26 protein-coding genes are annotated in these 25,706 nt (G+C 42.5%); 14 read left to right on the top strand and 12 right to left on the bottom strand.

Annotation, left to right across the window (positions count from 1 at the left end; genetic code table 11):
- Positions 1-7: 7 nt before the first annotated feature.
- From AQPE_RS15085 to AQPE_RS15070, 4 genes are all read right to left on the bottom strand, one after another.
- Positions 8-598: a hypothetical protein gene (locus AQPE_RS15085; protein ID WP_318347330.1), complete on the bottom strand. Its 591-nt coding sequence runs from the start codon at positions 596-598 to the stop codon at positions 8-10.
- A gap of 69 nt (positions 599-667) precedes the next feature.
- The gene (locus tag AQPE_RS15080; protein ID WP_318347329.1) at positions 668-1,138 is read right to left on the bottom strand and encodes a YcxB family protein; all 471 of its coding nucleotides are present in this window, start codon (positions 1,136-1,138) and stop codon (positions 668-670) included.
- A 103-nt stretch (positions 1,139-1,241) separates the two neighbouring features.
- A complete protein-coding gene (locus AQPE_RS15075) occupies positions 1,242-1,622 on the bottom strand; it encodes a PH domain-containing protein (RefSeq protein ID WP_318347328.1) in 381 nt (126 codons plus the stop codon).
- Between the two features lie 30 nt (positions 1,623-1,652).
- Positions 1,653-2,327, bottom strand: a complete 675-nt coding sequence (locus AQPE_RS15070; protein WP_318347327.1) for a CAP domain-containing protein — start codon at positions 2,325-2,327, stop codon at positions 1,653-1,655.
- Between the two features lie 280 nt (positions 2,328-2,607).
- Here AQPE_RS15070 and AQPE_RS15065 point away from each other — a divergent pair, with 280 nt between their 5' ends.
- On the top strand, positions 2,608-3,801 hold the full coding sequence (locus AQPE_RS15065) for an MFS transporter (protein WP_318347326.1): 1,194 nt from the start codon (positions 2,608-2,610) through the stop codon (positions 3,799-3,801).
- Between the two features lie 100 nt (positions 3,802-3,901).
- Here the strand turns inward: AQPE_RS15065 and AQPE_RS15060 are convergent, their stop codons facing one another.
- Positions 3,902-4,663 carry a creatininase family protein gene (locus tag AQPE_RS15060; RefSeq protein ID WP_318347325.1) on the bottom strand — a complete coding sequence of 254 codons (762 nt, stop codon included), beginning with the start codon at positions 4,661-4,663 and terminating at the stop codon, positions 3,902-3,904.
- Between the two features lie 204 nt (positions 4,664-4,867).
- On the opposite strand from AQPE_RS15060, the gene AQPE_RS15055 reads away from it, so the two are divergent.
- From AQPE_RS15055 to AQPE_RS15015, 9 genes are all read left to right on the top strand, one after another.
- Entirely contained in the window at positions 4,868-6,187 is a 1,320-nt protein-coding gene (locus tag AQPE_RS15055) for a Gfo/Idh/MocA family protein (protein WP_318347324.1), read from the top strand.
- Positions 6,188-6,272: 85 nt separating this feature from the next.
- Entirely contained in the window at positions 6,273-8,168 is a 1,896-nt protein-coding gene (locus AQPE_RS15050; RefSeq protein ID WP_318347323.1) for a glycoside hydrolase family 127 protein, read from the top strand.
- Positions 8,169-8,186: 18 nt separating this feature from the next.
- On the top strand, positions 8,187-9,095 hold the full coding sequence (locus AQPE_RS15045) for an NAD(P)-dependent oxidoreductase (protein ID WP_318347322.1): 909 nt from the start codon (positions 8,187-8,189) through the stop codon (positions 9,093-9,095).
- A 455-nt stretch (positions 9,096-9,550) separates the two neighbouring features.
- Complete coding sequence (locus AQPE_RS15040) at positions 9,551-10,162, top strand: TetR/AcrR family transcriptional regulator (RefSeq protein ID WP_318347321.1); 612 nt, start codon at positions 9,551-9,553, stop codon at positions 10,160-10,162.
- Complete coding sequence (locus tag AQPE_RS15035; RefSeq protein WP_318347320.1) at positions 10,159-10,908, top strand: outer membrane lipoprotein-sorting protein; 750 nt, start codon at positions 10,159-10,161, stop codon at positions 10,906-10,908. Before AQPE_RS15040 ends, AQPE_RS15035 begins: the two co-directional genes overlap by 4 nt.
- A gap of 125 nt (positions 10,909-11,033) precedes the next feature.
- Entirely contained in the window at positions 11,034-12,254 is a 1,221-nt protein-coding gene (locus AQPE_RS15030; RefSeq protein ID WP_318347319.1) for an ABC transporter permease, read from the top strand.
- Between the two features lie 17 nt (positions 12,255-12,271).
- Positions 12,272-13,492: an ABC transporter permease gene (locus tag AQPE_RS15025; RefSeq protein ID WP_318347318.1), complete on the top strand. Its 1,221-nt coding sequence runs from the start codon at positions 12,272-12,274 to the stop codon at positions 13,490-13,492.
- A 96-nt stretch (positions 13,493-13,588) separates the two neighbouring features.
- Positions 13,589-14,272, top strand: coding sequence for an ABC transporter ATP-binding protein (locus AQPE_RS15020; protein ID WP_318347317.1), 684 nt, complete (start codon positions 13,589-13,591; stop codon positions 14,270-14,272).
- A 148-nt stretch (positions 14,273-14,420) separates the two neighbouring features.
- On the top strand, positions 14,421-15,623 hold the full coding sequence (locus tag AQPE_RS15015; RefSeq protein WP_318347316.1) for a hypothetical protein: 1,203 nt from the start codon (positions 14,421-14,423) through the stop codon (positions 15,621-15,623).
- A gap of 126 nt (positions 15,624-15,749) precedes the next feature.
- Here AQPE_RS15015 and AQPE_RS15010 read toward each other — a convergent pair whose 3' ends face one another.
- The 5 genes from AQPE_RS15010 to AQPE_RS14990 form a co-directional block, all read right to left on the bottom strand.
- A complete protein-coding gene (locus AQPE_RS15010) occupies positions 15,750-16,145 on the bottom strand; it encodes a heavy metal-binding domain-containing protein (protein ID WP_318347315.1) in 396 nt (131 codons plus the stop codon).
- Between the two features lie 85 nt (positions 16,146-16,230).
- On the bottom strand, positions 16,231-17,187 hold the full coding sequence (locus AQPE_RS15005) for a bifunctional methionine sulfoxide reductase B/A protein (RefSeq protein WP_318347314.1): 957 nt from the start codon (positions 17,185-17,187) through the stop codon (positions 16,231-16,233).
- Between the two features lie 213 nt (positions 17,188-17,400).
- Positions 17,401-18,339, bottom strand: coding sequence for a hypothetical protein (locus AQPE_RS15000; RefSeq protein ID WP_318347313.1), 939 nt, complete (start codon positions 18,337-18,339; stop codon positions 17,401-17,403).
- Between the two features lie 87 nt (positions 18,340-18,426).
- On the bottom strand, positions 18,427-19,905 hold the full coding sequence (locus AQPE_RS14995; protein WP_318347312.1) for a sensor histidine kinase: 1,479 nt from the start codon (positions 19,903-19,905) through the stop codon (positions 18,427-18,429).
- 26 nt (positions 19,906-19,931) lie between these two features.
- Positions 19,932-20,630: a response regulator transcription factor gene (locus AQPE_RS14990; RefSeq protein WP_318347311.1), complete on the bottom strand. Its 699-nt coding sequence runs from the start codon at positions 20,628-20,630 to the stop codon at positions 19,932-19,934.
- Positions 20,631-20,891: 261 nt separating this feature from the next.
- On the opposite strand from AQPE_RS14990, the gene rlmF reads away from it, so the two are divergent.
- Genes rlmF through AQPE_RS14970 form a run of 4 tightly spaced genes read left to right on the top strand, consistent with a single transcriptional unit; the run spans position 20,892 to position 24,975 of the window.
- Positions 20,892-21,866 carry a 23S rRNA (adenine(1618)-N(6))-methyltransferase RlmF gene (rlmF, locus tag AQPE_RS14985; protein WP_318347310.1) on the top strand — a complete coding sequence of 325 codons (975 nt, stop codon included), beginning with the start codon at positions 20,892-20,894 and terminating at the stop codon, positions 21,864-21,866.
- Positions 21,867-21,911: 45 nt separating this feature from the next.
- Positions 21,912-23,876, top strand: coding sequence for a glycosyl hydrolase (locus AQPE_RS14980; RefSeq protein ID WP_318347309.1), 1,965 nt, complete (start codon positions 21,912-21,914; stop codon positions 23,874-23,876).
- Between the two features lie 18 nt (positions 23,877-23,894).
- Positions 23,895-24,572, top strand: coding sequence for a DUF2293 domain-containing protein (locus AQPE_RS14975; RefSeq protein ID WP_318347308.1), 678 nt, complete (start codon positions 23,895-23,897; stop codon positions 24,570-24,572).
- A 7-nt stretch (positions 24,573-24,579) separates the two neighbouring features.
- Positions 24,580-24,975: a YchJ family protein gene (locus AQPE_RS14970; protein WP_318347307.1), complete on the top strand. Its 396-nt coding sequence runs from the start codon at positions 24,580-24,582 to the stop codon at positions 24,973-24,975.
- 34 nt (positions 24,976-25,009) lie between these two features.
- On the opposite strand, the gene AQPE_RS14965 is transcribed toward AQPE_RS14970, so the two are convergent.
- Positions 25,010-25,363 carry a HepT-like ribonuclease domain-containing protein gene (locus AQPE_RS14965; protein WP_318347306.1) on the bottom strand — a complete coding sequence of 118 codons (354 nt, stop codon included), beginning with the start codon at positions 25,361-25,363 and terminating at the stop codon, positions 25,010-25,012.
- The gene (locus AQPE_RS14960; protein ID WP_318347305.1) at positions 25,356-25,652 is read right to left on the bottom strand and encodes a nucleotidyltransferase family protein; all 297 of its coding nucleotides are present in this window, start codon (positions 25,650-25,652) and stop codon (positions 25,356-25,358) included. The genes AQPE_RS14965 and AQPE_RS14960 overlap by 8 nt, the downstream gene beginning before the upstream one ends.
- Positions 25,653-25,706 lie beyond the last annotated feature (54 nt).

The raw sequence follows: 25,706 nt of genomic DNA, 5'->3' as shown, positions 1-25,706 counted from the left end.
TTACTGTCTAGCAACATCTCCAGAAGTAAACCACTTTATTCTTCTTCCTCGAAAAGGCGATCATTCGTCCATCCTCTTCATACAAATGATAGGAAAATCCAATCACTTCCGGATCATTTAACAAGGTTTCGTAACTCCCAACAATGAGATTATCTTTATACTCTTTCAATAGTTTAGGAATCGGATTCCTGGAAAATCTCTTTTCATCAAAAAAACCATTAACTCTTGATCGTAAATAGCGATCATCCTCAATTTTCAAGCTGTCGGTTTTGATAATACTGTCTTCCGCATTTTTAAAATAGTCCTTAGGCTTCCAACCTTTATCACTGATAAACATATAGCTCGGCTTTCCGTAATCAAACAGAGCCGAGCCTGGAAACTTCACCTGATAAATTAAATAACCCTTCGACGAAATAATTTCAAAAACGATTGTATCCTGCAAATCATCTGAATTATAGGATAACTTAAACGTATCCACTTCTGTAACACTTGAAAAAAAGTGAATTTTCTTCTCGAGTACAATTCCTTTCCGTGCCAGTAAATTCTTTGGAATAAAAAGTATTCCGAAGAATAAAATAAGAAAAGCGAATACTTTCATCGATATTTATTGACTAGACTTAATCCAATAGTCTTAATTACGCGGCCTACAAAAAAAACAGCTTCAACATCATATCCCAATCTTCTTTACAAATTCTTCTTCAAACCATTCCTGATCAGCCAAACTTGCAAAAGCGACAACAGGCAAATAAATATATTCGTTTCGGGCCACATACAACAGATAATATTTGCTGGTTTTCATCATTTTTATGAAACGCTCGTTCCTAATTGTCGAAGTTGTCCCATCTTCCATCTGTTCAACAATCTGATCAGCATCTATTTCATAATATCTCGATAAAAGATACAGCCTGTTATCTTTCGAATGTGCATAAATCCAATATTGGGCAACAATAATTACCTGAAACAGCAGAATAAGAGCGAGGAGAATCATTTCGACCAAACCGATGTGCCCTCTGAATAAAATAACGATGATCAAAATCCAAATCCACGCGACCAACCACCATCGCCTTTTCAGATAAATCGAGAAAATCAACCGAAAGAATTCGTTAGCTGAAATTTTTATATTTTGAGTTTTAATCATACCGAGTTGTTATTCTGATTTTTTAGCAGAACAAATCTAATCAGAAACTGCCACTTGTTAAAAAAATGGAGAACATAAGGTGACTGATTTTTTGAGACTAAATTTATTTCAATACATGATGGGCCAATACCTTTTGCACATCGTAAACATCAACCGATTTGTTGAATTTTTTGGTGATACTCGGCACCGTTTCACTCGAAATCCAGATTTTAAGCTCCGCTTCCAAATCGAAATGACCGGCAGTCTCGACACTGAACCTTGAAACTTGTTTGTAATTAATCGATAGGTATTCAGTCTTGCTTCCTGTCAATCCTTGTTTATCAACCAGAATAAGTCGTTTGTTTGTAAAAATAAAAGTATCACGAATTAGCTTGAATCCCAAATCGATTGCTTCACCTTCAGTAAGCAATTTACCGTAGTCGCGTATTAATTCTTCCTGACTGACAACCCCTGCGTTGCCCATTAATGCTGAAAAGAGTCCCATAGTTTTTGTTTTAGGTTTTATTTGTTACCGCTATTTTGTTTTGTAATCGCCTGCATAATCAATAACGCACATCGACTGATAAGTTGGATGACCACCATAAGCTACTCCAGCAAAGTGAAAACACGAACTTAAAACATTTTTCCGATGTCCCCGATCAGGCACGCCATCATCTATCAATAATGCAATCACAATCTCTCTGGCTTCAAAGCTACCGTATGTAATGTCTTCACCCGAACAGATGTCCCAATTGCCATATCTTTTAATGCGATTTTGAGGGGTAGATCCATTTTTGGAAATATGCCCGATTCCACCGTGTTTTTGTTGATCATCAGCAAGCAAGAATGCGGCTTGTGCTAATCCCTCAGCTGGATAAATAATCGGAATTGGATCTATTTCCTTTAGTATTTGTATGCATTCATTCAACGGACCCACTCCCTCTTTCGTATTGACAGGTGTTCGCCCCGGATAAGTATAGACCTTACCTTCGAAAGATGCCCTGAGTTCTTCCATGTATTCTTCAGCAAAACGCCTTGGATTATGACGCACCTTATTTAGCTCAAGCAAAACCTGCCTTTCAATATCATCCAGATAGTAGACATCTTTGCCCGTATTTAGTTCCGGAGGCCAGCCATCCTCTTCGGCTTGAGTTACCGGAGAACCAAACCAGATAAGACTTGACAGGAGTAGAATGATGATATTCTGCATCGTTTGCTTTGTTTATGGTGAATATTTGATTCCTGACAATAACTTCGAATTGCTGTAAATTTAATCCAATTTCACTAAGGTTAGCAACCTTAATGTTTTACAAATTGACTTTGCCAGTCTATACTAACGTCAGGTATTGCACGACAAGCAAATTCACAAACATATTCATAACGAATATTCTCCAGAATCTATTTCAGGAATGTTGAGGATTTGATGGGTTATTGATTGATCCGAAAAATGCTTTTTGTATGTTTGCCCCGGTTATCATTTCAGAAATCAGATGAAAGAATTTAACTCCGTAAACACAACCCCAACTTATAGCCGAAATCTTTTGTTGGTTGCAGCATGCCTGTCCATTGTCATGTTCGGAATAACCTGTGTTGCCATAGGCACAATCAGCCAATACCTGACTGCCTCGTTTGCGGTTGACAAAATTTTTATCGGGCTACTGGCTTCATTGTTCGCGGCCGGAGCGTTGATCGGCTCGGTCTCCTTTGGCCCAATTGTCGATCGCTTTGGGTATAAATTCATCCTGATTTTTAGCTTAATTTTTCTTTTTTCAGGATTCGAAGTAATTGGACGAACCAGCCAGTTGAATGTGATTCGGGCAATGATTTTTCTCTTTGGACTTGGAGGCGGAATCATCAATGGGGGAACTAGCGCCTTGGTATCCGATCTTTATCCTGAGAAAAAAGGTGCATATCTGAGCATCCTGGGTGTCTTTTGGGGAGTAGGCGCTTTAAGTTTTCCACTGGTTACTTCAGTTTTGCTGAACAAAGAAATGAATTATACATCCATTTTGACCTTAATCGGATTACTTACACTGATTCCGATAGCGATGTTTTTGGTTTTGAGATGCCCACCACCTAAAAATTCAGGAGGCGTTCCATATCGAAAATACCTGAACATGATTAAGAACCCGACTATTCTTCTTATCGGATTTTTCCTGTTTTTCCAGAGCGGATTCGAAACACTGACGACCACATGGACTCCCAAATATTTTCTTGAGAAGTACATGTCCGACACTCAAACAGCGCTATTGTCTTTGACCGCGATGAGTATAAGTTTGACTGTTTCGCGCCTTCTGCTAGGCTATCTCCTGAAAAAATTTGAAAACTGGAAAGTATTACTGGCGGGCTTGCTCATCACCATTTTCGGTTTGCTCGTCATGCGACTTGGAACTTCGTATTTGGCAGGAATGATTGGTATTAGCCTGCTTGGATTTGGCGCAGCGGCAGCTTTCCCGGTTATGTTGGGATATGTGGGCTCCATGTATCCTGAAATTTCGGGCGCCGCTTTTAGTTTGGTATTGTTCATAGCCCTTAGCGGGAACGCCATGCTAAATGCCCTTGGTGGATATATTTTCGAGAAGTATCAAATTTCGAGCTTTGCTATTTTTATGATTGGCATTATCCTGATTATGATGTTCCTGTTGTACCTAATTGCTCTTCGAATTAAAAAGCAGCCTGAATAGCAGAATCTCCACTAAACAGGCAGCTTATATAAGTTTTGAAGCAGAATGTAGCTCTTCTATTGAATCTTAAAAGTTTTCACTGCTCGAATACACCCGAAGGTTATACGTAAAAATCATTTCTATCTGTAGTAGCCACCTCATAAAACAACTCACCAATTTTTTCAGTCAGGTGTTTAAAAAAACGTTCTCCTTTATCGGTTGTGGCTTTAGCCGGATTGCCAATACCTGTATCCTTTGTAACACTTGTCCAACGGCGTTCGGCCCATCCCCAGCCTTCATTCATCGCGCTGAACTTATATTTTTTGGCAGCTCCATCTCCGGCTTCCGAGAGTGGCAAAACCAATTCGGGTCTGAGGTACATCATCAGGCTGGTTTCCGTTTCACCCGCATGTTCGCCCTGATCTTCAAAAATAGGTTTGGCACTTTTCATTTTGTACCAATTCACTTCCGAAAGAAACATGTTGGGGTATTTCAATCCCAGTTCCCGAAGCATTTGCCTGAAGTCGTTTCCTCCGTGGCTATTCAGGATCACAAGTTTGTAAATTCCCTGCCGGTTGAGGGTTTCAATTACATCGTTCAGAATGGCAAACTGGGTTGATGGATTCAGGTTCATGTCGAGTGTGACATCAAACTGACCGGTATTCACTCCAAAAGGAATTACTGGCAACACGATAACTTTGGCTCCCTGTTCCCATGCAATACGGGCAGATTCGGCTGCAATAGCTTCGGCTTCTATGTTGTCTGTTGCATACGGCAGGTGATAGTTGTGGGCTTCGGTTGCTCCCCATGGCAACACAACGAGTTGATAATGCTCATCTTTTACAGTTTTCCAATTGGTCTCAGCTAAAATATACGGTCTCATATTCAGGTTTATTAGGTTTATACTTGTCTTATCTATGTTTTGAAAAGGTAATATATTTTTTTGATGAACGTACGCAGTAGTGCAATCGAATGCATAAATCTGAAATTATAGCCTTTTGCCTTTTTACTTTTGCCTTGGTTTGATACCTTTATAGCCAGATTTCAAAGCCTAAAATTAGAAATAAACCAACTAAAACTAATGATAATGACGAATGATCGCAGAACTTTTATTAAACAATCGGCTACAGTGGCTGCTGCCGTAAGTATTTTCCCAACCATTATGAACGCCAGTTGCGTAGGTGCCAGCGAAAAAGTGGTGGTGGCACTAATTGGATGCAATAACCAGGGATGGGTCGATTTAGTTTCACTTCTGAAATTACCACATGTGGAATGTGCCGCTATGTGCGATGTTGACCAGAATGTGTTGAACAAACGGGCAGCCGAGCTTGAAAAAATGACTGGTAAAAAACCAACGCTTTACAGCGATTTCAGGAAAGTACTGGAGCAAAAAGATATTGACGCCGTAATTATTGGAACACCCGATCACTGGCATTGCATTCCGATGATTTACGCCATGGAAGCCGGCAAAGATGTGTATTGTGAAAAACCGGTTGGATACACCATTGAAGAATGTAACCTGATGGTGAAAGCGACTAAAAGATACAACAAAGTGGTTCAGGTTGGTCAGTGGCAACGCAGCGACCCGCATTGGCTCGATGCTGTGAAATACATCCAGGCCGGAAACCTTGGACGTGTGCGTTCGGTTCGGGCCTGGTCGTACGTGGGTTGGAAGAAATCCATTCCGGTTATTGCCGATGGGGCTGCTCCTGCCGGTGTTGACTACAACATGTGGCTGGGGCCACGTCCGGAACGCGAATTTAACAGCAATCGTTTTCACGCAAGCTGGCGTTGGTATTGGGATTATGCCGGTGGCGTAATGACCGACTGGGGCGTTCACTTGCTCGATTATGCTTTATTCGGAATGAACCAATACGTTCCCAAAGCAATAAGCTCTTCCGGAGGAAAATATGCTTTCCCGACTGACGCCATGGAAACACCCGATACCATGATGGCGATGTACGATTTTGGCGATTTCGGTGTTTTGTGGGATCACACGATTGGTATTTACGGAGCTCAGTATAAACGTCGCGGGCATGGCGTGGCTTTTGTGGGCGAATACGGAACACTGATTGTTGACCGAGCCGGATGGGAAGTGATGGCCGAAAACAAAAGTACCAGCGCCAAAGAAGGTTTTGCCGATGTGCCCATTCAAAAAGGAACTGGAAATGGTCTCGATTTACACACGGCCAATTTTATCGATTGCATCAAAACCCGCAATAAACCAAACTGCGACATCGAAATTGGGGCACACATTGCCCGTTTCTCACAAATGGGAAATATCTCTTATCGTCTGGGTCGGAAACTGACCTGGGACGCTGACAAACAAGAATTCATGAACGATCCAGAAGCCAACGCATTGACTAAAGCAAATTACCGTGCTCCATGGTCGTTGCCTAAAATATAATTAGTTCCTTATTCAGCGGGAGAATTCGAGTCACCCGCTGAATATTAGTTTCCGTCTTTCCTCTAAACCTACAAAACCAAACCTAATGAAACGCTTTTCCTTTTTAATCCTTTTCCTGATTCCTTTTTTCTCCTTTTCGAAGTCAAAACCAGCTCAGGTACAACCTGCGAAAACTGATTTAATTGAAGCCTGGAAGCCTTCCGATATTCAAATCCACGGCTATTTGGGCGAAAAGATCGATTTGTGCATCAGCCAGCGCATCAAAAAACAAGACGTTCAACACCTGATTGAACCATTTAAAACCCGCAACGAAACCCGCTTGTGGCAAACCGAATTCTGGGGTAAATGGATTCTCTCGGCCATTGCTTCCTACGAATACAATCACGATCCGGAAATGCTGACAATTATTCGGAATGCAGTTTCAGGTTTATTGGAAACTCAAACTCCAGATGGCTACATCAGCAACTACTCGAAAGACGCGCAATTGCAACATTGGGACATTTGGGGTCGGAAATATACACTACTCGGTTTGTTGGCCTATTACGACATTTCAGCCGACACCAAAGCACTGGATGCGGCGAAAAAACTAGCCGATCACCTCTTAACTCAGGTCGGCCCGGGCAAAGCCGACATTGTAAAGACGGGTAATTACCGAGGAATGCCAAGCAGTTCCATTCTGGAACCCATGGTTTTGTTGTACCGGCATACCGGAGAAAGTCGTTACCTCGATTTTGCCAAATACATCGTGGCTCAATGGGAAACTACCGATGGTCCGAAACTAATTAGCAAAGCGCAGGATGGAGTGAATGTGGCCGACCGCTTCCCATTCCCAAAGAGCTGGTGGTCGTGGGACAATGGACAAAAAGCCTATGAAATGATGTCGTGCTACGAAGGTTTGCTCGAACTTTACCGCATTACCGGCGAACCAACTTACCTTAAATCAGCAGAAATGGCGGTTCAAAACATCATCGATACCGAAATTAACGTGGCCGGGTCGGGCACGGCTTTCGAATGTTTTTACCATGGCGGGCAGCGCCAAACCGAACCAACATATCACACCATGGAAACTTGTGTAACCTTTACGTGGATTAAACTGTGCAACAACTTGCTGCGGTTGACTGCCAATCCGATGTATGCCGATCAGATCGAAAAGACGGTTTACAATGCGCTGTTAGCTTCCATGAAATTTGACGGTTCGCAAATTGCCAAATACAGTCCGCTCGAAGGAATGCGCCACGAAGGCGAAGAACAGTGCGGAATGCACATTAACTGCTGCAATGCCAACGGACCAAGGGCTTTTGCTTTGCTACCCAAAATGGCTTTGATGACCGGACAGAACGAAATTTTGATTAATCTGTACAGCCAATCTTCTGCAACCATTCAACTCAGTCCAAAAAATAAAGTGACCGTTTCACAAACGACAACTTATCCTGAAACCGATCAAATTGAAATTTCACTTCAGCCTGAAAAACCTGAAAGTTTTACACTTGCCTTGCGAATTCCGGCATGGAGCAATCAATCTTCAGTTACGGTAAATGGAATTCCGGCCGAAGGAGTTCAATCCGGAAGCTATTTCAGGATTAACCACGAATGGAAGAAAGACGATAAAGTGGTTCTGAAACTGGATTTGACAGGTCGATTGATTTTGCTCAACGGCTTTCAGGCGATCATGCGTGGTCCGGTTTTGCTGGCCCGCGATTCGCGTTTTGGCGATGGCTTTGTGGATGAAGCGGCCGTCATTCAAAATAAGGGGAATCGGGTGGAACTGGCTGCTGCAAGCAAAAAACCTGATCACATCTGGATGTCGTTCACAGCTCCGCTGGTTTTGGGTACAGATTTAGAAGGCGAAGGCCGCAATCCCAAACAAATTCATTTCTGTGATTTTGCGTCAGCTGGAAATACATGGACTTACGAATCGCGCTACCGCGTTTGGATCAAACAAACCCTGAATGTGATGAATGCCGTATATAAAGCATACTAAAATTGATTAAATCGCAAAATGACATTTCAAAAAATAACCATCATCGACTCGTGTGGATTGACCCCATCTGTATTGGAGCAAATTACTCAGCTCTCCAAAGAATCAATCATCATTTACAATGATTTTCCGAACAGCGATGCCGAAATCCTGAATCGGATTGCCGATTCGGATTGTGTGCTGGTAAGTTGGCATACCAAGGTAAATGCCGATGTTATTAAAGCTGCTCCTAACCTGAAATACATTGGTATGTGTTGCAGCTTGTACGACGAAAAGGCTGCCAATGTAGATATTGCCCAAGCTCAAAAACAGGGAATCGTGGTGAAAGGAGTGCGCGATTATGGAGATGATGGAACGCTCGAATTCATTTTTGCCGAACTGATCTATCTGATGAAAGGACTTGGCAACCATCAGTGGCAGACCGAAAATCGGGAGCTGCGTGGCAAAACGATGGGCATCATCGGAATGGGAACTTTGGGAACAATGGTTGCCCGAACGGCAAAGCATTTTGGGATGAATGTATTTTATTTCAACCGAAGCCGCAAGCTGGAATTGGAAGCCGAAGGTTTTAGCTTTCTATCATTGAATGAATTGCTGGAAACCTGTGATGTGATCAGCACACATTTGCCAAAGAATTCGAATGTAATGGGCGAAGCTGAATTCCGGCATAAAAAGCCAAATTCGATTTTGGTGAATACTTCCATTGGTCTCACTTTCGATAAAAAAGCCTTTATTACCTGGCTTTCCGGAGACCCAACTTCATTTGCCATTTTCGACGGTCCGGGAGTTGGGGAATTTTCCGAAGAATTTTCGAAATATCCGAACATCATTATTTCGGACCGCTCGTCAGGATTTACGCTCGAAGCGCAATCACGGTTGTCGGAAAAGGTGCTGGCCAATATGCAGGATTTTCGGGCTTGTTGCCAGTAATCGCTTTTCGGTTGGAGCCAAACGTTTTATGAACGAATGGTCGAAGCAAGGACCAGCTCACCACTGTGCCATTGGTATAGGTCATATCTCAGATAAAATTCAAAGATTAGGGCAGATTTTAAAAATCGAAGTCGTTAAAATTTGTTAGAGATCGAGGAAAAAAAAGGAAATTAGAGGACGGCTAAAGTTCTATACAAATCTTAAATAAAGCTAGTGTTGTGTTAACGAGCCTATGACGGATCGTCATGCCAAACTTGTTTCGGCATCTCTTAATCGCATTAGACCCTGAAACCCCGCTTGACAAGCGAACGGACAGGAAGTTCAGGGAGACTTGTGCTTGACAAAGACAAGCTAACACAATACCAGCCTAAAAAAAATCATCTACTCTCTTGCATTTAATTTTCAGATATTTTAACTTTGACCAACCGTTCAGTCAAAAAAATAATTTTATAAAAATGTCGCCACGTACTTCCACACAATTTGAAACCATTCGTCAGGAAAAGCGAAAGGTAATTTTAGAAGCGGCACTCGAGCTCTTTGCCGAGAATGGATTTCATGCCACGTCCATGAGTACGATTGCCAAAAAAGGAGGAATTTCGAAAGGACTTGCCTACAACTATTTCGAAAGCAAAAATGACATTCTGGAGGAAATTGTTGATGAAGGGTTTCATCAGGTTCACGATTTGCTCGACCCTGATAAAGATGGCGTTCTTTCCGAAGAAGAATTTATTTCGTTTCTCGAAAAAACGTTTGCTATGGTCAAGAACAACCATCGCTATTGGAAACTATATTTCGCGTTGATGATTCAGCCGGTGGTATCCGAAAATCTCTCCGAGAAATACGCCAAGGCTGGCGAACCGTTGTTCCGAATGATGCATGAATTTATTGCCAGCAAGGGAAGTTCTGATCCGGAAGGAGATTTAATGATCATCAGCGCTATGCTCGAGGGAACATTCCTTTATGCCATTGTCGCGCCGGATATTTTCCCAATCGATCGAATGAAAGAAAAAGTAATTGATGGAATTTTCCGGATTATTCAATCGGGAAACAAAAACAAAGCAGTATGAAGACAAAATTAGCAACATTCCTTTTAAGCCTGTTTGCCATTTCGGCATTCGCTCAGAACATCGACATCAAAGAGATTGTCCGGAAATCGGACGAGAAATTTCGGGGAACATCGAGCACCGGAAGCTTCTCGATGACCATACAACGCCCAACCTGGTCGCGCACCATCTCAATGAAAAGCTGGGCGCTGGGCACTGAATATTCGCTGATTTATGTGACTGCTCCGGCAAAAGAAAAAGGGCAGGTTTTCCTGAAACGTGGTAATGAAATGTGGAATTGGGTGCCAACCATTGAACGAATGGTAAAAGTTCCGCCATCGATGATGATGCAGTCGTGGATGGGTTCCGATTTTACCAACGACGATCTGGTGCGCGAATCGTCGATTGTAAAAGATTACACGCACAAACTGCTGGGCGAGGAAAAGATCGACAATTATCTGTGCTATAAAGTGGAATTAATACCGCTTGAAAATGCGCCGGTAGTTTGGGGTAAAGTACTGATGTGGGTGAGCAAACAGGATTTTCTGTGGCTGAAAGCCGAGTTCTACGATGAGGATGGCGTATTGGTCAATACCGAAATTCTGAGCGATGTGAAAAAGATGGACGACCGCGTGATTCCGACCCGGATGGAAATGATTCCGGCTGACAAAAAAGGACAGAAAACCATCATGATTTTCGAAGACACCAAATTTGACGTTCCACTGAAAGAAGATTTTTTCTCGATTCAGAATATGAAAAAAATAAAGTAAAACGCATTAAAACCACAAAGATCACCAAGTAAATCACAAAGTTACACTAAGAAATACCTTAACAGATAATAAAGCTTCGTGTCCACTTTGTGTTCTTCGTGGTTAAGTTACCTTAAGTTGAAACTATGACTACAAACATAAGACTTGCATGGCGAAACATCTGGCGAAACAAACGCCGGACGCTGATTACGGTGGCGTCCATCTTTTTCGGGGTATTGCTCAGCACCTTCATGACTTCGATGCAGGAAGGAACCTACTCGAAAATGATCGACAATGTGGTTGGCTTTTATTCCGGCTACATTCAGGTTCACCATCCTGAATACTGGGAAAACAAAACCATCGATTATACTTTCGCGCCAAACGATTCACTTGCAGAAGCAATTAGCCACAACCCGGCAATTACCTCGTATGTGCCGCGACTTGAATCTTTTACGCTGATGTCGTACAAAACGAGTACCAAGGGAGCAGCACTGATTGGTATCGATCCGGAGAAAGAGAATCAAATGAGCAACCTATCGCACTGGATTGAAAAAGGCTCGTACCTGAAACCGGGCGACGACGGCATTATTCTGGCGGTAAATCTGGCCAAAAACCTCGGGGTGGATGTTGGAGACACGCTCGTGTTGATCAGTCAGGGCTATCACGGAGCAACTGCTGCTGCACTTTTCCCGGTTCGTGGCAATCTGAAATTTCCGGCACCAACCATGAACAGTCTGGGCGGCTATATCGACATTCAGCATGCACAAAACTTTTTCTCTGTTCCGGGAAAATACACGTCATTGGTGCTGATGGTGAATGACTACGGTAAAGTGAACCAAATAAAACACAGGCTGAAAGCCGAGTTGGGCAAGCAGTTCGAAATAATGACCTGGGACGAAATGGACCCGGTGACCAAAAACATGATCGATGCCGATCGCTCAGGAGCATACATTACCAAAGGAATTCTTTACGCACTAGTTGGTTTCGGAATATTCGGGACCGTTATCATGATGATGGCCGAACGCCGCAAGGAAATGGGAATCATGGTTGCCATAGGCATGCAAAAGAGCCGCCTCAGCAAAATCTTGTTTTACGAAACAACTTTACTTGGTTTTGTGGGTGTTTTGGCAGGTTTTGCAGTGAGCTTACCACTAATTCTCTACCTGGTTTATCACCCCATTCCAATTACCGGCGAAGCTGCCAAAGCCTACGAACAGTTTGGTTTTGAGGCGGCCATGTATTTCTCCGGGAAATGGTTTGTTTTCGCCCGACAACTGCTGATCATTTTCATCATTACACTAATTGTTTACCTCTATCCGCTGGTTAAAACCTTCAATTTGAAACTAACAAAAGCGCTTCATTCATAATTTAAATAATTAAAACCATGATTTTAGCAGTTGCCTGGAGAAATATCTGGAGAAGTAAAACCCGAAGTCTGGTGATTTTGGTTGCCATTTGTCTGGGGCTTGCTTCCGGAGTTTTTTACATGGGATTTTATCAGGGAATGGTCGATCAGCGCATCAACACAGCTATAAAAACCGAAGCATCGCACATCCAGATTCATCACAGGGAATACCTGAATAACCCGGACAAAAAATTTGTGATTGCTGATGCCGATTCGGTCACAAAAGTCATCCGGTCGGTTTCGGGAGTGAAAGCTACTACCAGCCGCATTATTATGAATACGATGATACAGTCGCCAACAACCAGTTCAGGAGTTAAAGTAACCGGAGTTATTCCTGAAGACGAAAAACAGGTGACCAACCTGTACACACGCCTGATTGAAGGAACTTATTTTGAAGAAGGCAAACGAAATCCAATCGTTATTGGTAAAAAACTGGCTGAAAAGCTGAAAGTGAAACTAAAATCGAAAGTGGTGATCACCCTTCAGGACATGCAGGGAAATATGACCGGGGCCGCGTTCAAAGTGGAAGGTATTTTCGAAACCTCAAATACGGCATTCGATGAAAGTTGTGTGTTTGTCAGGAACGACGACATTAGCCGGATTATGGTGATGGATCCAAATTCCTGCCACGAAATAGCGGTTTTGCTCGATAACAACGAAGAACTTGCGTTGGCCGATCAAACCATTCAGAGCAAACTACGGGGGCTCGACGTAAAAACATGGCGCGAAATTATGCCTGATGTCAGCCTGGTGGAAAGCAGTTTTGGCCTGACCATGATCATTTTTATGGGAGTTATTTTGCTGGCCTTGCTTTTCGGAATCATCAATACCATGCTGATGGCTGTGCTTGAGCGGACCAAGGAATTGGGTATGCTGATGGCCATCGGGATGAATAAATTTCGGGTGTTTATGATGATTTTGCTCGAAACCGTGATGCTTTCGCTGGTTGGCGGAGTTTGCGGAATCGTGCTCGGGTGGATGTTGAATCTCTATTTCGGCGTGAAAGGAATTGATCTGGGCGCCTGGTCAACAGCCTACAAATCGATGGGGTTCGACACGCTGGTATATACCAAGCTTTCCTGGAGTATTTCGTTTGAAATTGCAGTGATGGTTGTTGTCACCGGAATTATTGCCGCCATTTATCCGGCCATGAAAGCGCTGAAACTAAAGCCGGCGGAAGCAGTGAGGGTGGATATGTGATCCGGGTTGTGAGTTACGGGTTACGAGTTGTTTACCTGAAACACGAAACCCGCAACACGAAACAATTTAAAGAAGAAATTTGAAACTTATTTAGATATGAACGTCATTGAAGTTAAAAACCTGAAAAAGATTTACAACAGTTCGGAAGTGAAAGTCAATGCACTGAATGGCATCGATCTAACGATTGAGCAAGGTGAATTTACTGCTATTGTCGGGCCATCAGGTTCAGGAAAAACCACGTTTTTAAATATGCTTGGCGGGCTCGATTCGCCAACCGAAGGCGAAATTGCCATTGGCGGAACCGACATTCAGCATTTGTCTTCGTCGGAACTGATCGACTTCCGGCTCCGGAATATTGGATTTGTCTTTCAGGCCTATAACCTGATACCGGTTCTCACGGCCGTCGAAAATGTGGAATTTATCATGCAAATGCAGGGTATCGACAAAAAAGAACGGCTGCAGCGTGCCAAAGATTTGCTGAACCAGGTTGGCTTGGGAGAGCGCGTGAATAGTCGCCCCTCAAAGCTTTCGGGTGGACAACAACAGCGCGTTGCAGTGGCTCGGGCACTGGCATCGAAACCCAAATTTGTTTTGGCAGATGAACCAACCGCCAACCTTGACAGTAAATCGACCGAGAATCTGCTGGACATTATGGAAGAACTCAACCGGAAGGAAAACGTTACTTTTATTTTCAGCACACACGATCAGCGCGTGGTAAACAAAGCCCGGCGGGTAATTACGCTGGAAGACGGAAAGATTATCAGCGATTTACGGAAATAGTCAAGTTGACAGTCGCAGTATTCAGTAATCAGAATTGATCTATGAGAGTTTTATTCACCCTATTGATATTAACCAATGCAGCCTATTACCTATCGATGTGCGTGATTGATTAGGCGGGAGATTACAAAACGAAATAACCAATTTGAAAATGAGCCAATTTGAAAATTTGAAGATAGTAATTCAGAAATGGCTGTTTGTTTCTTTTCTTGGAGTCATTTACACTGCCCTTCCGGTTCAGTCATACAGTCAGGAAAGCAAAGTTAGCCTGAATGGCTATGTGAAAGAATTGTATATGTTTTATTCGCCTGAAACTCCTATTCCGGGATTTGATGTGAATAATTTAGGGATGGACATTGTGCACAACCGGATTAACTTTAAATGGTATACCAGCTCCAAATTTACTACGGTTGTTGAAATGCGCAACCGCCTGATGTTTGGAAACCTGGTAAAAGATTACCCAGCTTATCAGTCGACTGTGAATGTAGATAATGGTTTGGTCAATCTATCGTGGATCACTGCGAGCGGAACAGGATGGTTTGTGCATTCGATGTTCGACCGCGCTTATGTGGATTACACTTCCGGGAAATGGCAGATTCGCACAGGGCGGCAGCGGGTGAACTGGGGAATTAATTTCGTCTGGAACCCGAACGACATTTTCAACACCTTTTCTTATTTCGACTTCGACTACGAAGAACGTCCGGGAACCGATGCTGTTCGGGTTCAGTATTATACTGGAGTCACTTCGTCGGCTGAACTGGTTTACAAACCCAACCGCAATTCGGCACGTTCGGCTATTGCCGGAATGTATAAATTCACCCGGTGGGATTACGATTTTCAGTTTTTGGGAGGACAGGCTGGTAACGACTGGGTTTTGGGCGGAGGCTGGTCGGGCGATATTTATGGTGCAGGTTTTCGGGGAGAGGTTACACATTTCGAACCTCGGGTCAATAGTTCGGTGCGGGCAACAGTCGCTTCGGTTTCTGCTGATTATACGTTTAAAAACAGCCTGTACATTCACACAAGTTTCTTATACTCAAGCAACGGAAAAACAGGTCCGGCGGGTGGAATGAATGTGCTTTTTAATCCGGATATGTCGGCCAAGCAGTTGTCGTTTGCACGTTATTCGCTGTTCGGACAGATTTCGAAACCCATCACACCGCTGTTTACCGGCAGTTTCTCCGGTATAGTCAATCCTTCGGACGGTTCGTTTTATTTTGGGCCGGCGCTTACTTATTCACTCCTGAATAACCTGGAATTGATGCTTACCGGACAACTCTTTTTTGGCGATGCCGGAACTGAATTTGGCGACATTGGCCAGATTGCCTTCGGGCGGTTGAAGTGGAGTTTTTAGAATTTAAGATCAAAAGGACACCACTAAAAATCGAAGAAGCTGCAAAGTCCAGAACATTAAATTCCTACTTCACAACTTCCACATCTAAATTAAGTTACTGAAATACAAACGAATGAAATAATCCGGCTACATCTGTTTCTTCATCATTTTCGACGAATCCATCTTCATATCCTTCATGTCTTTTTTCATCTCCATTTTCATATCGCCGGCGTCCTTTTTCATTTTATCCATATCCTTTTTTTTACCTTCGCCATCCATCTTCATTTTTTCAGGCATGGCATCCATTTTTTTCTTCATGGATTGTTTCCCCATATCTTTTACTTCAACCAAATCCATTCCACAAACACCGCATTTGCCAGGTTTATCACTCACCTGATCAGGGTGGTGAGGACATGCATATTTCTTGCCCGTTGCCATTTCTGTTTTCACTTTTGCAACCTGAGCTCTTAAATTGGCTTGCAGCGAGGTACCGATCAGCAAACCTGCTAACATCATTATTGAAACTAAAATTTTATTTTTCATGTCTGTAATTTTTAAAATTGTGAATCTTTGTTTTAAATAACTGCTTACGCATTTCTACTTCTCGTCTCGTTAACCGACCGATTAATTAAAACTTTTTCTCGTAACGGTGGCAATAAGGCGTTCCGTTCTCTTTTTCATAGTATTGCTGATGATATTCTTCAGCTTTCCAGAATTTTGTAGCGGGTACAATTACAGTAGCCACATCGTACCCTTTTGTCCTTAAAATTCCTACCAACTTTTCCGCGGTGCTTTTCTGCTCCATATTCAGGTAAAAAACAGCCGAACGGTATTGATCGCCGATATCGGGTCCTTGCCGGTTTATCTGGGTCGGATCATGAATTTCAAAAAACAGTTTAGCTACATTTTCATAACTGGTTTTCTTCGGATCAAAAATGATTCTGACCGCTTCGGCATAGCCGCTTTTGTGACTACAAACCTGCTGGTAGGTAGGTTTTTCGCCACGTCCGCCAATATAACCCACTTCGGTCGAAATTACACCAGGCGCCTTGTGCATGTAATATTCAACTCCCCAAAAGCAGCCACCGGCAAAAATGGCGGTATCGGCAGCAGTCTTTGGTGAACCAGCCGGGATGAAATTCAGTGAAATGGAATTCACACAATGCCGTGTATCTTTTGCAGTAAGTCCTTCGCCTAAAAATACATGACCCAAATGCGCACCACAATTGGCACAAACAATTTCGGTTCGCATACCATCAGCATCGGGAATGCGCTTAACAGCTCCCGGAATTTCATCGTCGAAACTGGGCCAACCACAATCCGATTTAAATTTATCGGACGACCGGTATAAAGGCGCATCACACTGCTTGCAAACGTATGTTCCCTTTCCTGAAAAATCGGTGTACTTCCCGGTAAAAGCCCGCTCTGTTCCTTTATTCAGAATTACAGCAGCTTCTTCCGGAGTGAGCGGATTGTAGTTGGTATTCGTTGTTTTACGTTCCAATTTAGAACTTTTAGGTACGTTTTGTGTGCAACCCTGAACTCCGAAAAAGGCAATTGCGATGATTAAAAAAAATGTTTTCATTTAAAAATGTTTTCAATTTAGGTTTCTACAATCTTCGTATCAACTTCAATTTTTCAATTAAAACCTCGACGAATGGAATAGCCATTTCTTTATTTTCAGTTTGTATGAACTTTGGTACACATGGCTATTTCATGGTTCTCTTTGTTGTGAGTAAATAAACAAATCAAAATCCAACAAGTTGATTTCTCTTTTTTTTCTGAAAAGCGTGAATTTTTAGGGCTGTACCCAAACAATCGGGCAATTTACGACTGCTGCATCCATGGCCATAATGGGCGCTGAACTTGCAGTTTGTAGATTACTAACGGTTCCAAAGCTGTTGTTGTTGTAAATCTGAACATCCCATAATGGTGAGTAAGCTGCATTTGCAGGTAAAGTTTCAGGAACATTGTGGGTTTGACCGGTTGTAGTGCCATCTTCAGTTTTAAATCCTGAAGCAGGACCTCCACCTGTCATATCGGGATTGACATTGAAGGCAACATAGATGTCAGAGGTTGGTACTTTTCCGTTCACTGTCATCAGTTCTTTTTCAAGAAAATTGAAATAATAAACCACCTTATCTTTATACCAACCGCGAGTTAGTGCTGCACTTTCGGAAGCTAAATAGCGTTTTCGTGCAACCGAACCTTTGGGCACAACCGGGCAATTCACGATTGTTGTTGTGGAAGTAATGGAATACCCCTTTTGCAAAATTTCATCATAGCTGGTCACTGTATTTGCCACATAATTAGCCGGAACGGTTACTTTCTGAACCAGCCAGAAATCGTTGTATCCGGCATCGCCAGGCACCACATTAATAATATTCAACTGCCCCGAAACCGGTGTCGTTTGGCCATCCTGAAACAAAACATAAATTGGGGCAGGCGTGGTGCTTAATACATCGAAATTGTAGTAAATTGTTTTTTCGCCGTTTGGTCCAAGTCCGTGAGTGTTGAAAGCCGGAATCGCATCAAAATCGACAGGCTGATTGGCGGCTGGGAAACCATTCGTGTCATCCCGAAGGAACAAATGAGCAAATGCACTGCCAAAACGGTCAACCGAAACATCACCTGCGGTGTCGGGATTTAATGGCATCGGGCTCATAACATCGTCCTTCATACAGCCGCTGGTAAATCCCGCAATTACTAAAACAAGAGCAATTAATTTTGTCTTCATGGTATACTGTTTTAAAATTTATACTGACAAAGTACGGGCAACAGTATCACAGAAGTATCACAAGAAATTCACGTTTGTATCATCTTTTTAGGCAACGTTTATCGCAGGAAGCTGAAAAGTAAAAGTAGTGCCTTTGCCCGGCTGGCTGAAAACCTGAATATCGGAATGATGCAGATCGATAATCTTTTTGACAATAGCCAAACCTAATCCGGTACTTTCGCTGTACTTTTTGCCTTTGTAATAGCGCTCGAAAATAAAGGGAAGTTCATCCGCATTAATTCCTTCTCCTGAATCGGCAATCTTTATTTCAATTTTCCCCTCCTCTACCGAAATGATTTCAATGTTGATGTAATCGCCTTCGCGGCAAAAACGGATGGCATTGTCGATCAGGTTCTGCAAAACCCGGTCGATCAGCAGTATATCGGCTTCCACCATGGTATTTTCTTTCGGAATAAACGCGTTGATGCTAATCCCTTTCTTTTGCGAAATAATGCGGTATTTATTGGCGATATCCGATACCAGTTCTGCAATCGAAAACGGTTCAGGATTAAGTTTCACCTGATTGGTTTGCAGTTTGGAAAGTTCGAACAGTTCGCTCACCAGCGTTTTCAGCCGCTCACAACTCGCGTATATGATTTCGAGGTATTTGGTTTGCTCTTCCGGAGCAATCCGATCCTTTTTCAGCAAAAGCGTTTCGGCATAACCCTGAATGGAAGCCACAGGGGTTCGCAAATCGTGCGAAACATTGCTGATCAGTTCTTTCCTGAATTCGTCGGTTTCTTTCAATTCCCTGATACTTTTCGAAATCGCTCCGGCCATTTCGTTGAATACCAATCCAATGTTATCCAATTCATCTTTGTTTTTCACCGGAATACGGACATTGAGATTTCCAGATTGAAACTCGCGGATTCCCAGCACAATTGTATTTAGCTTTTTGGTAATGAACCAAATAAAGAATAAGCCCACAAAGGCAGAAATGATCAGGATAATGATGATTGAACGGATCGATAGTCCGAGAATGTAACTTCCAATTACCATTTGGGCTGCCGAAATGTATTCCTGACTAGCCAGTACAATATAAATGTAGCCGGTTAACCTGCCCTGATCGATGACTTTGGCTGCCGAAAATGTTTTTTTCTCACCCAAATTTCGCGGGTCGTCACCAAAAATAAGGTTGTGCTTGGTATCGTTCAGGAAGCTTTCGATGGGTGCCAACGACACATTTTCGAGTTTCACCACTTTTGCCGGCGCCACGTAACTTAATATTTTCCCTTCCGGATCGAGCAGGTAAACTTCCAGGCTGGGGTTAATAACCATCATCGAATGCATGATATCGGCAATCGCAGCCTTGTTAACAGTGCCGTTCTGGAACTCCGGCTTAATTTCACTAACTGTAGTTGCAGCCAGGTTCCAGTTCAATTTCTGGTTTACCTCAATCGAATAATTGTTTGCAGAATGTACCGAAATATACAAGGTGATTCCTGCAAAAAGCACCAGAATCATTATAAATAAGGCAGATATCTTCCAGTAAAGACGGCTAAAAAACAATGTTGGGTTCTGATTCATGGCACTTTTATTATATCTATTAGCAATTATTTTTCCCTGAATTTGTATCCAACGCCCCAGGTTGTGAGAATAAATTCAGGAGCATTCAGGCTAGATTCAATCTTTGAACGCAACCGGTTAATGTGCGAATTCACAGTATGCTCGTAACCTTCGAACTGATAGCCCCAGACCTGTTCGAGCAGGTGAACCCGTGTGTAGGTTCGCCCCGGATTTGAAGCGAATAAAACCAGCAAGTCAAACTCTTTTGGCGATAATTCGATTCGTTTTCCATACACCTCAACCATGCGAAGTGTTACATTGATATACAACCCATCGGAACGGATTTCGCGATTCTCATCGGATTGAACGGCCTGTCTTGCAATTTCGGAGCGGCGAAGAATTGCTTTTACCCGTGCCATTAATTCGCGAATGCTGAATGGTTTTGTAATGTAATCGTCGGCGCCAAACTCCAGCCCAATTATTTTGTCAATCTCTTCCGATTTGGACGTCACGATCAGTATTGGCGTTTGAATTTTCTCCAGACGCAACTTTTTACAAACTTCAAATCCATCCATACCCGGTAACCGAATGTCTAAAATGATAATCTTGTATGGGTTGTTTAATGCTTTTAACAATCCTTCCTTTCCGTCGTAAGCTTTGTCAACTTCAAACTCCATGTCGGTCAGATGAATCGAAATTAGGTTGGATATATCCTGATCATCTTCAATGATTAACGCTCTGTCCATAGTTATGATTTCTTAACTCTCAAAAGTAAACAGCAGATATCACAGAAAGATCACAAAACCTTAAACTATTTGTAGATCAAGCATTATTCCATTGAAAATTTCAAAAAACGAATTCGATATGAAGTGAATTGTTTCACAAAATACATCTGCTTCAATTTATTGGCCATAAAAACCGCAACAGGCTAAAAGCACTGTTATTTTGGTAGTTGCTTTCAGCTTTTAATGCCTAAATTTACCACCGCAAATCAGAGACAACATTCCATGCTTCAGAACAAAAGAGAACATCCCAAAGAAAAATCTAAATTACATCCACGTAACAAAAACCGCGAACGTTACGATTTCAAAAAATTGATTGAGAGTTATCCGGAACTGGCTCCTTTTGTTAAGCCCAACCCTTACGGTGATGAATCGATTGATTTTGCCAATCCCGACGCGGTGAAAGCGCTAAATAAGGCCTTGTTGTTGCATCACTACGGCATAAGCCACTGGGATATTCCGGAAGGTTATTTGTGTCCGCCCATTCCGGGGAGAGCAGATTACATCCATCACATTGCCGATTTCTTGTGTCGAAATAACTACGGAAAAATTCCGACTGGCACAAAAATCAGATGTATGGATGTTGGGATCGGCGCCAGTTGCATTTATCCCATCATTGGAGTTCAGGAATACGGCTGGTCGTTTATTGGATCAGACATCGACCCGACGGCCATTGAATCGGCAAACCATATTATTGCATCCAATCCCGTGCTGCAAGGAAAAGTAGAGTGTAAACTTCAAACCAATCAGAAAGACTTTTTCTACGGAATAATCCGGAAAGACGAACATATCGATTTATCCATCTGTAATCCACCATTCCATGCTTCGGAAAAAGAAGCGCTGGCAGGCTCACTCCGAAAAATCCACAATTTGCATTTGGACAAAAAAGCTCAGCCAATCCTGAATTTTGGTGGACAGAACCATGAACTGTGGTGCGATGGAGGTGAAGAAAAATTTGTGCACAGCCTGATTCAGCAAAGTAAAAAATTCGCCGGAAACTGTTTTTGCTTTTCCACCATGATTTCGAAAGAATCGAACCTTCGAAGCGTGTACAAAGCACTTGAAAAGGCCGAAGTTTTTGGTTCAGAAACCATTCCGATGGGACAAGGAAATAAAATCAGCCGGATTGTAGCATGGACTTTTCTAAATACCGAAGAGCAAAATCAATGGAAAAATACCCGATGGAAAACCGGAAAATAAACGATAATTAGCATTCAGGCCAAAAGAAATGTAAAAAAACAAATTATGAACCTAACCAAACTGCTCATTGTCCTGCTGATCCTAATTTCTGCCAGTAATCTATCGGCTCAAGAAAAAGCTGAAAGGCAAAGTCAATTTCCTGAATTTAGTTCGAAGCCCTACGCCAGGTATTGGTGGTTTGCCTCAAAAATAAAAGAAGATGACGTCAGATTTAATCTTGATTGGTTAAAAGCACACGGGTTTGGAGGAGTGGAAGTGGCATGGGTTTATCCGCTGAATAGATTTAATAAAAACGATACAACCTACACTCCACGTCAGGAATGGCTTAGTCCGGAGTGGACCAGAATCGTTGATTTTACAAAGCAATATGCTGACTCAATCGGATTAGGATGCGATTTGACCTATGGCACATTGTGGCCTTTTGGCGATACTTCAGTGACCTTCGAACAGGCAACCCAACGATATGGCGATGCAGCATGGCGACAGGAAATTACGAAATCGTGGCAATATCCTAAAACAGGCTATGTAATCGATCATTTGTCTCAGAAAAATTATCAGCCTTATTTCGACCGACTTTTGAAGGCATTCCCGCGACCAAAAATTAAACATCCAACCGCCTATTTTGTCGACAGCTGGGAAGTTGAAACTGAAAAACTTTGGTGTGACGGGTTTGACAAGGACTTCAGCAAAAAATTCGGATATGATATCAGACCCTATATGGATTCGATATATGCTCCGCGCAACGGCAAATATCTGTACGATTACATGAGTTTAATTTCCGACAAGGTTTTGAAATTCTATTGCGATTACGATTCAACACTAAACTCGGTTGGGATTTTATCCCGAGGTCAGGTTTCTGGTGCTCCCTGCGACCTAATTTCAGGGTATTCGTCGCTCGACATTCCTGAAGGAGAATCCATGCTTTTCGAACCTGAATTTAACTCAATTCCGGCATCAGCGGCATTATTATCCGGCAAAAAGATCGTGTCAGCAGAAACATTTACCTGTCTTTATGGCTGGCCCCGCGATTACATTCGTCAGGAGCAGACAGCAGACTTAAAACTAGTGGCTGATGCTCTTTTTGCAAACGGAATAAATCGAATAATCTGGCACGGCAAAGCGCATAACCCAAAAGATCAGGATACAGTCAATTTTTATGCAACAACTCACATTGGCGATAAAGGAAACTTGGCTCCTGAAATTAATCCTTTCAATAAATATTTAGAGACCGTTTCAGGATATATGAAGAAAGGAAATACCTACTCCGATATAGCCGTTTATTTACCAACTGAGGACATGTGGACTGCCGGTGTGATGCCGAAAGAAAAGCAGTTTATCTGGGCCTGGGGATACTACGAAATGCGGTACGTGTATTTTCCAGATGAGTTGAATGGATATAGCCCAACATGGATTAACGGCGAATTTCTGGAAAAGGCGACATTTAATAAAGGACTCTTAAAAGTAGGCAACGCACAATATAAGGCACTATACCTCAATGTTAAATATCTCGATTACAAAGCATTGAAACAACTCACCAGCCTTGCTGAATCAGGATTAAATATCATTCTGAAAAATGAGCCGAAAGAACCCGGCGCAGTATTACATGCCGATTATTCATTGTTGGTTGAAAAACTAAAAAAATTGAAGAATGTAACTTCAGTAATTCCCCAAAACCTTACTCCTTTTATCTCCGGAAATAAGATAATTCGTCATTGGTGCCGGATGGACGGTGAAACGCTGTATGTTTTCTTCCCGAATCCGAAAGCTGACCGGATAAAGTTTCCGATGGGTTATGGTCAGTCGCTTGAAACAGAAACCAAACGAGCCCAGGTGAATTTGAATTTCGGTGCGAAAAGCTACATGCTGGATCTCACATTTGAGCCATATCAGTCTTTGCTATACAAAATCGAAAAAGGTAAAATCGAAAAAATCGATATTGGTTTTGTTCCGAAAACACCGGTCGTGAAAACCAGACCTGCCGACTATGTTGCACCATGGCTTGTTAAGTAAGAGGTTTTATACAAATCTATGAATCCAAATATTCTCATTGTAAAACCCGGCGCACGTACCGAATTAACCGGACCAAATGGCGAAACTCTAAAGCTGCCAACAGATTGGGCTTTTTTACCTGCCGGTGATGCCGGAATAACCCGGAAAGTGACTTCGAAAGGATTGTACTGGCGCGTTGAGATAAAAAAGGGACGGCGAACTATTTCGTTGGGAATTTGGGCGCCTGAAACAACTATTTTGGAGGCCCAACAAGAGGTTCAACAGAGCCGGTTAACCGACGAATATAAGAAGAAACAAACCTATGCAGTTGAACGTCGGGAAAAGAAACAAACCGAATATGAGGCTGATTTTTGTTCTTCAGTCGAATGTTTTCTCAATTTTCACAAAAGCCACAAAGAACTGGAAAAACTACTGGCAAAGGCTGTTACCACTCATGCCATTCCGGTGGGAAGTGGCACCGTTGCCCGCACGCAACTGATCCCGATTGAAGAGCGTGCCGCCCATGCCGTTATTGCCTGGATGCGGCACCAAACCACCGCCTACGACAACCTGAAGATTGCCCGCGTTAAAGGAGAACGCCGTGCTGTGCGCCAATCGCTGGCACAACAATCGGTTGAATTGCTTGCCAGCTACCGCGAAGGTCGGCCAGCATCCGAAAATTGTCCGCTTCAAAAAGCATTGAATAAACTTCAATAATCCAACCATGCAAAATCTTTGTCCTTGTGGATCAGGTCAGGTATTCGCTAATTGTTGTGAAGCCATCATCTCTGGAAAGAAAGATGCTTTAACCGCTCAGGAGTTAATGCGTTCGCGCTACACTGCGTTTACCCAAGCCAACATCGATTATTTGATGCGCAGTCATTCTATAAAAACACGGCCAATAAAAGAACGCAAAAGCATTGAAAAATGGGCTAAGTCGGTTGTATGGATGGGGTTATCCATTCTACAAGTCCAAGCTGGAGAGGCCAACGATGAGATTGGCTATGTTGAATTCAAAGCACTTTACCTCGAAAATGGAAAGCCACAGCAAATTCACGAAAAATCACTCTTCCAGCGCGAAAATGGGAAATGGGTTTATGTTTCCGGAGTTCATTTCTGAAAAACAGGTAATGCAATCAACTAAAAACAGAAGTCTATTGGTTCGATTCTTCCGAATCAATCACATTTTGAATTTGAAGTGACAACTCCGGAATTTTATTTTTTACCACATCCCAAACGATAGAATAGTTTACTCCCATGTAATCGTGTATGAGTCTATCTCTCATTCCAGCCATGTTCTTCCAATTAATGGAATTCCATTTCAATTTAAAATCCACAGGAATTTTCTTTGTCGCTTCACCAATAATTTCAAGACTTCTGACAACTGCCCTCTTTAGGGTCTCATTTGAAATCAAATCTTCCTTTTTCGTCTCAGCACCAATTACAGATAAAACAAAAAGGCATTCATCCTGAATATGCCGAAGATATTCCAGCGGTTCCTTAGACATACTGAACCTCCTTCAAAATTGCTGGCCCGATGTGAGGACTCAAACCGTTTTTGGTAACGATTTCAACCTTTTCGTTTTGAAAAAGCAAATCCAGATAATCGCACAGAGCCATGTAATTATCAAAATTTTCTTTTTCAGGATCAAAGTCTATCAACAGGTCAATATCACTTTTAGATGTTTGCTCGTTGCGAACATACGAACCAAAAAGACCAACCGACTGAACACCAAACTTTGAAAGATCGGATCTGTGTTTTCTAATAGCAGTTAATATGTAATCTTTTGTGATCATATGTAATTAAACTCAACACGAATGGCTTATTGTCAAGCAAATATATGAAAATCC

Origin of the sequence: Aquipluma nitroreducens (genome assembly GCF_009689585.1) — a bacterium.
GTDB classification, from domain to species: domain Bacteria; phylum Bacteroidota; class Bacteroidia; order Bacteroidales; family Prolixibacteraceae; genus Aquipluma; species Aquipluma nitroreducens.
Note: the sequence above shows the minus strand (reverse complement) of the source record. Positions and strands in the feature narration are given on the sequence as shown.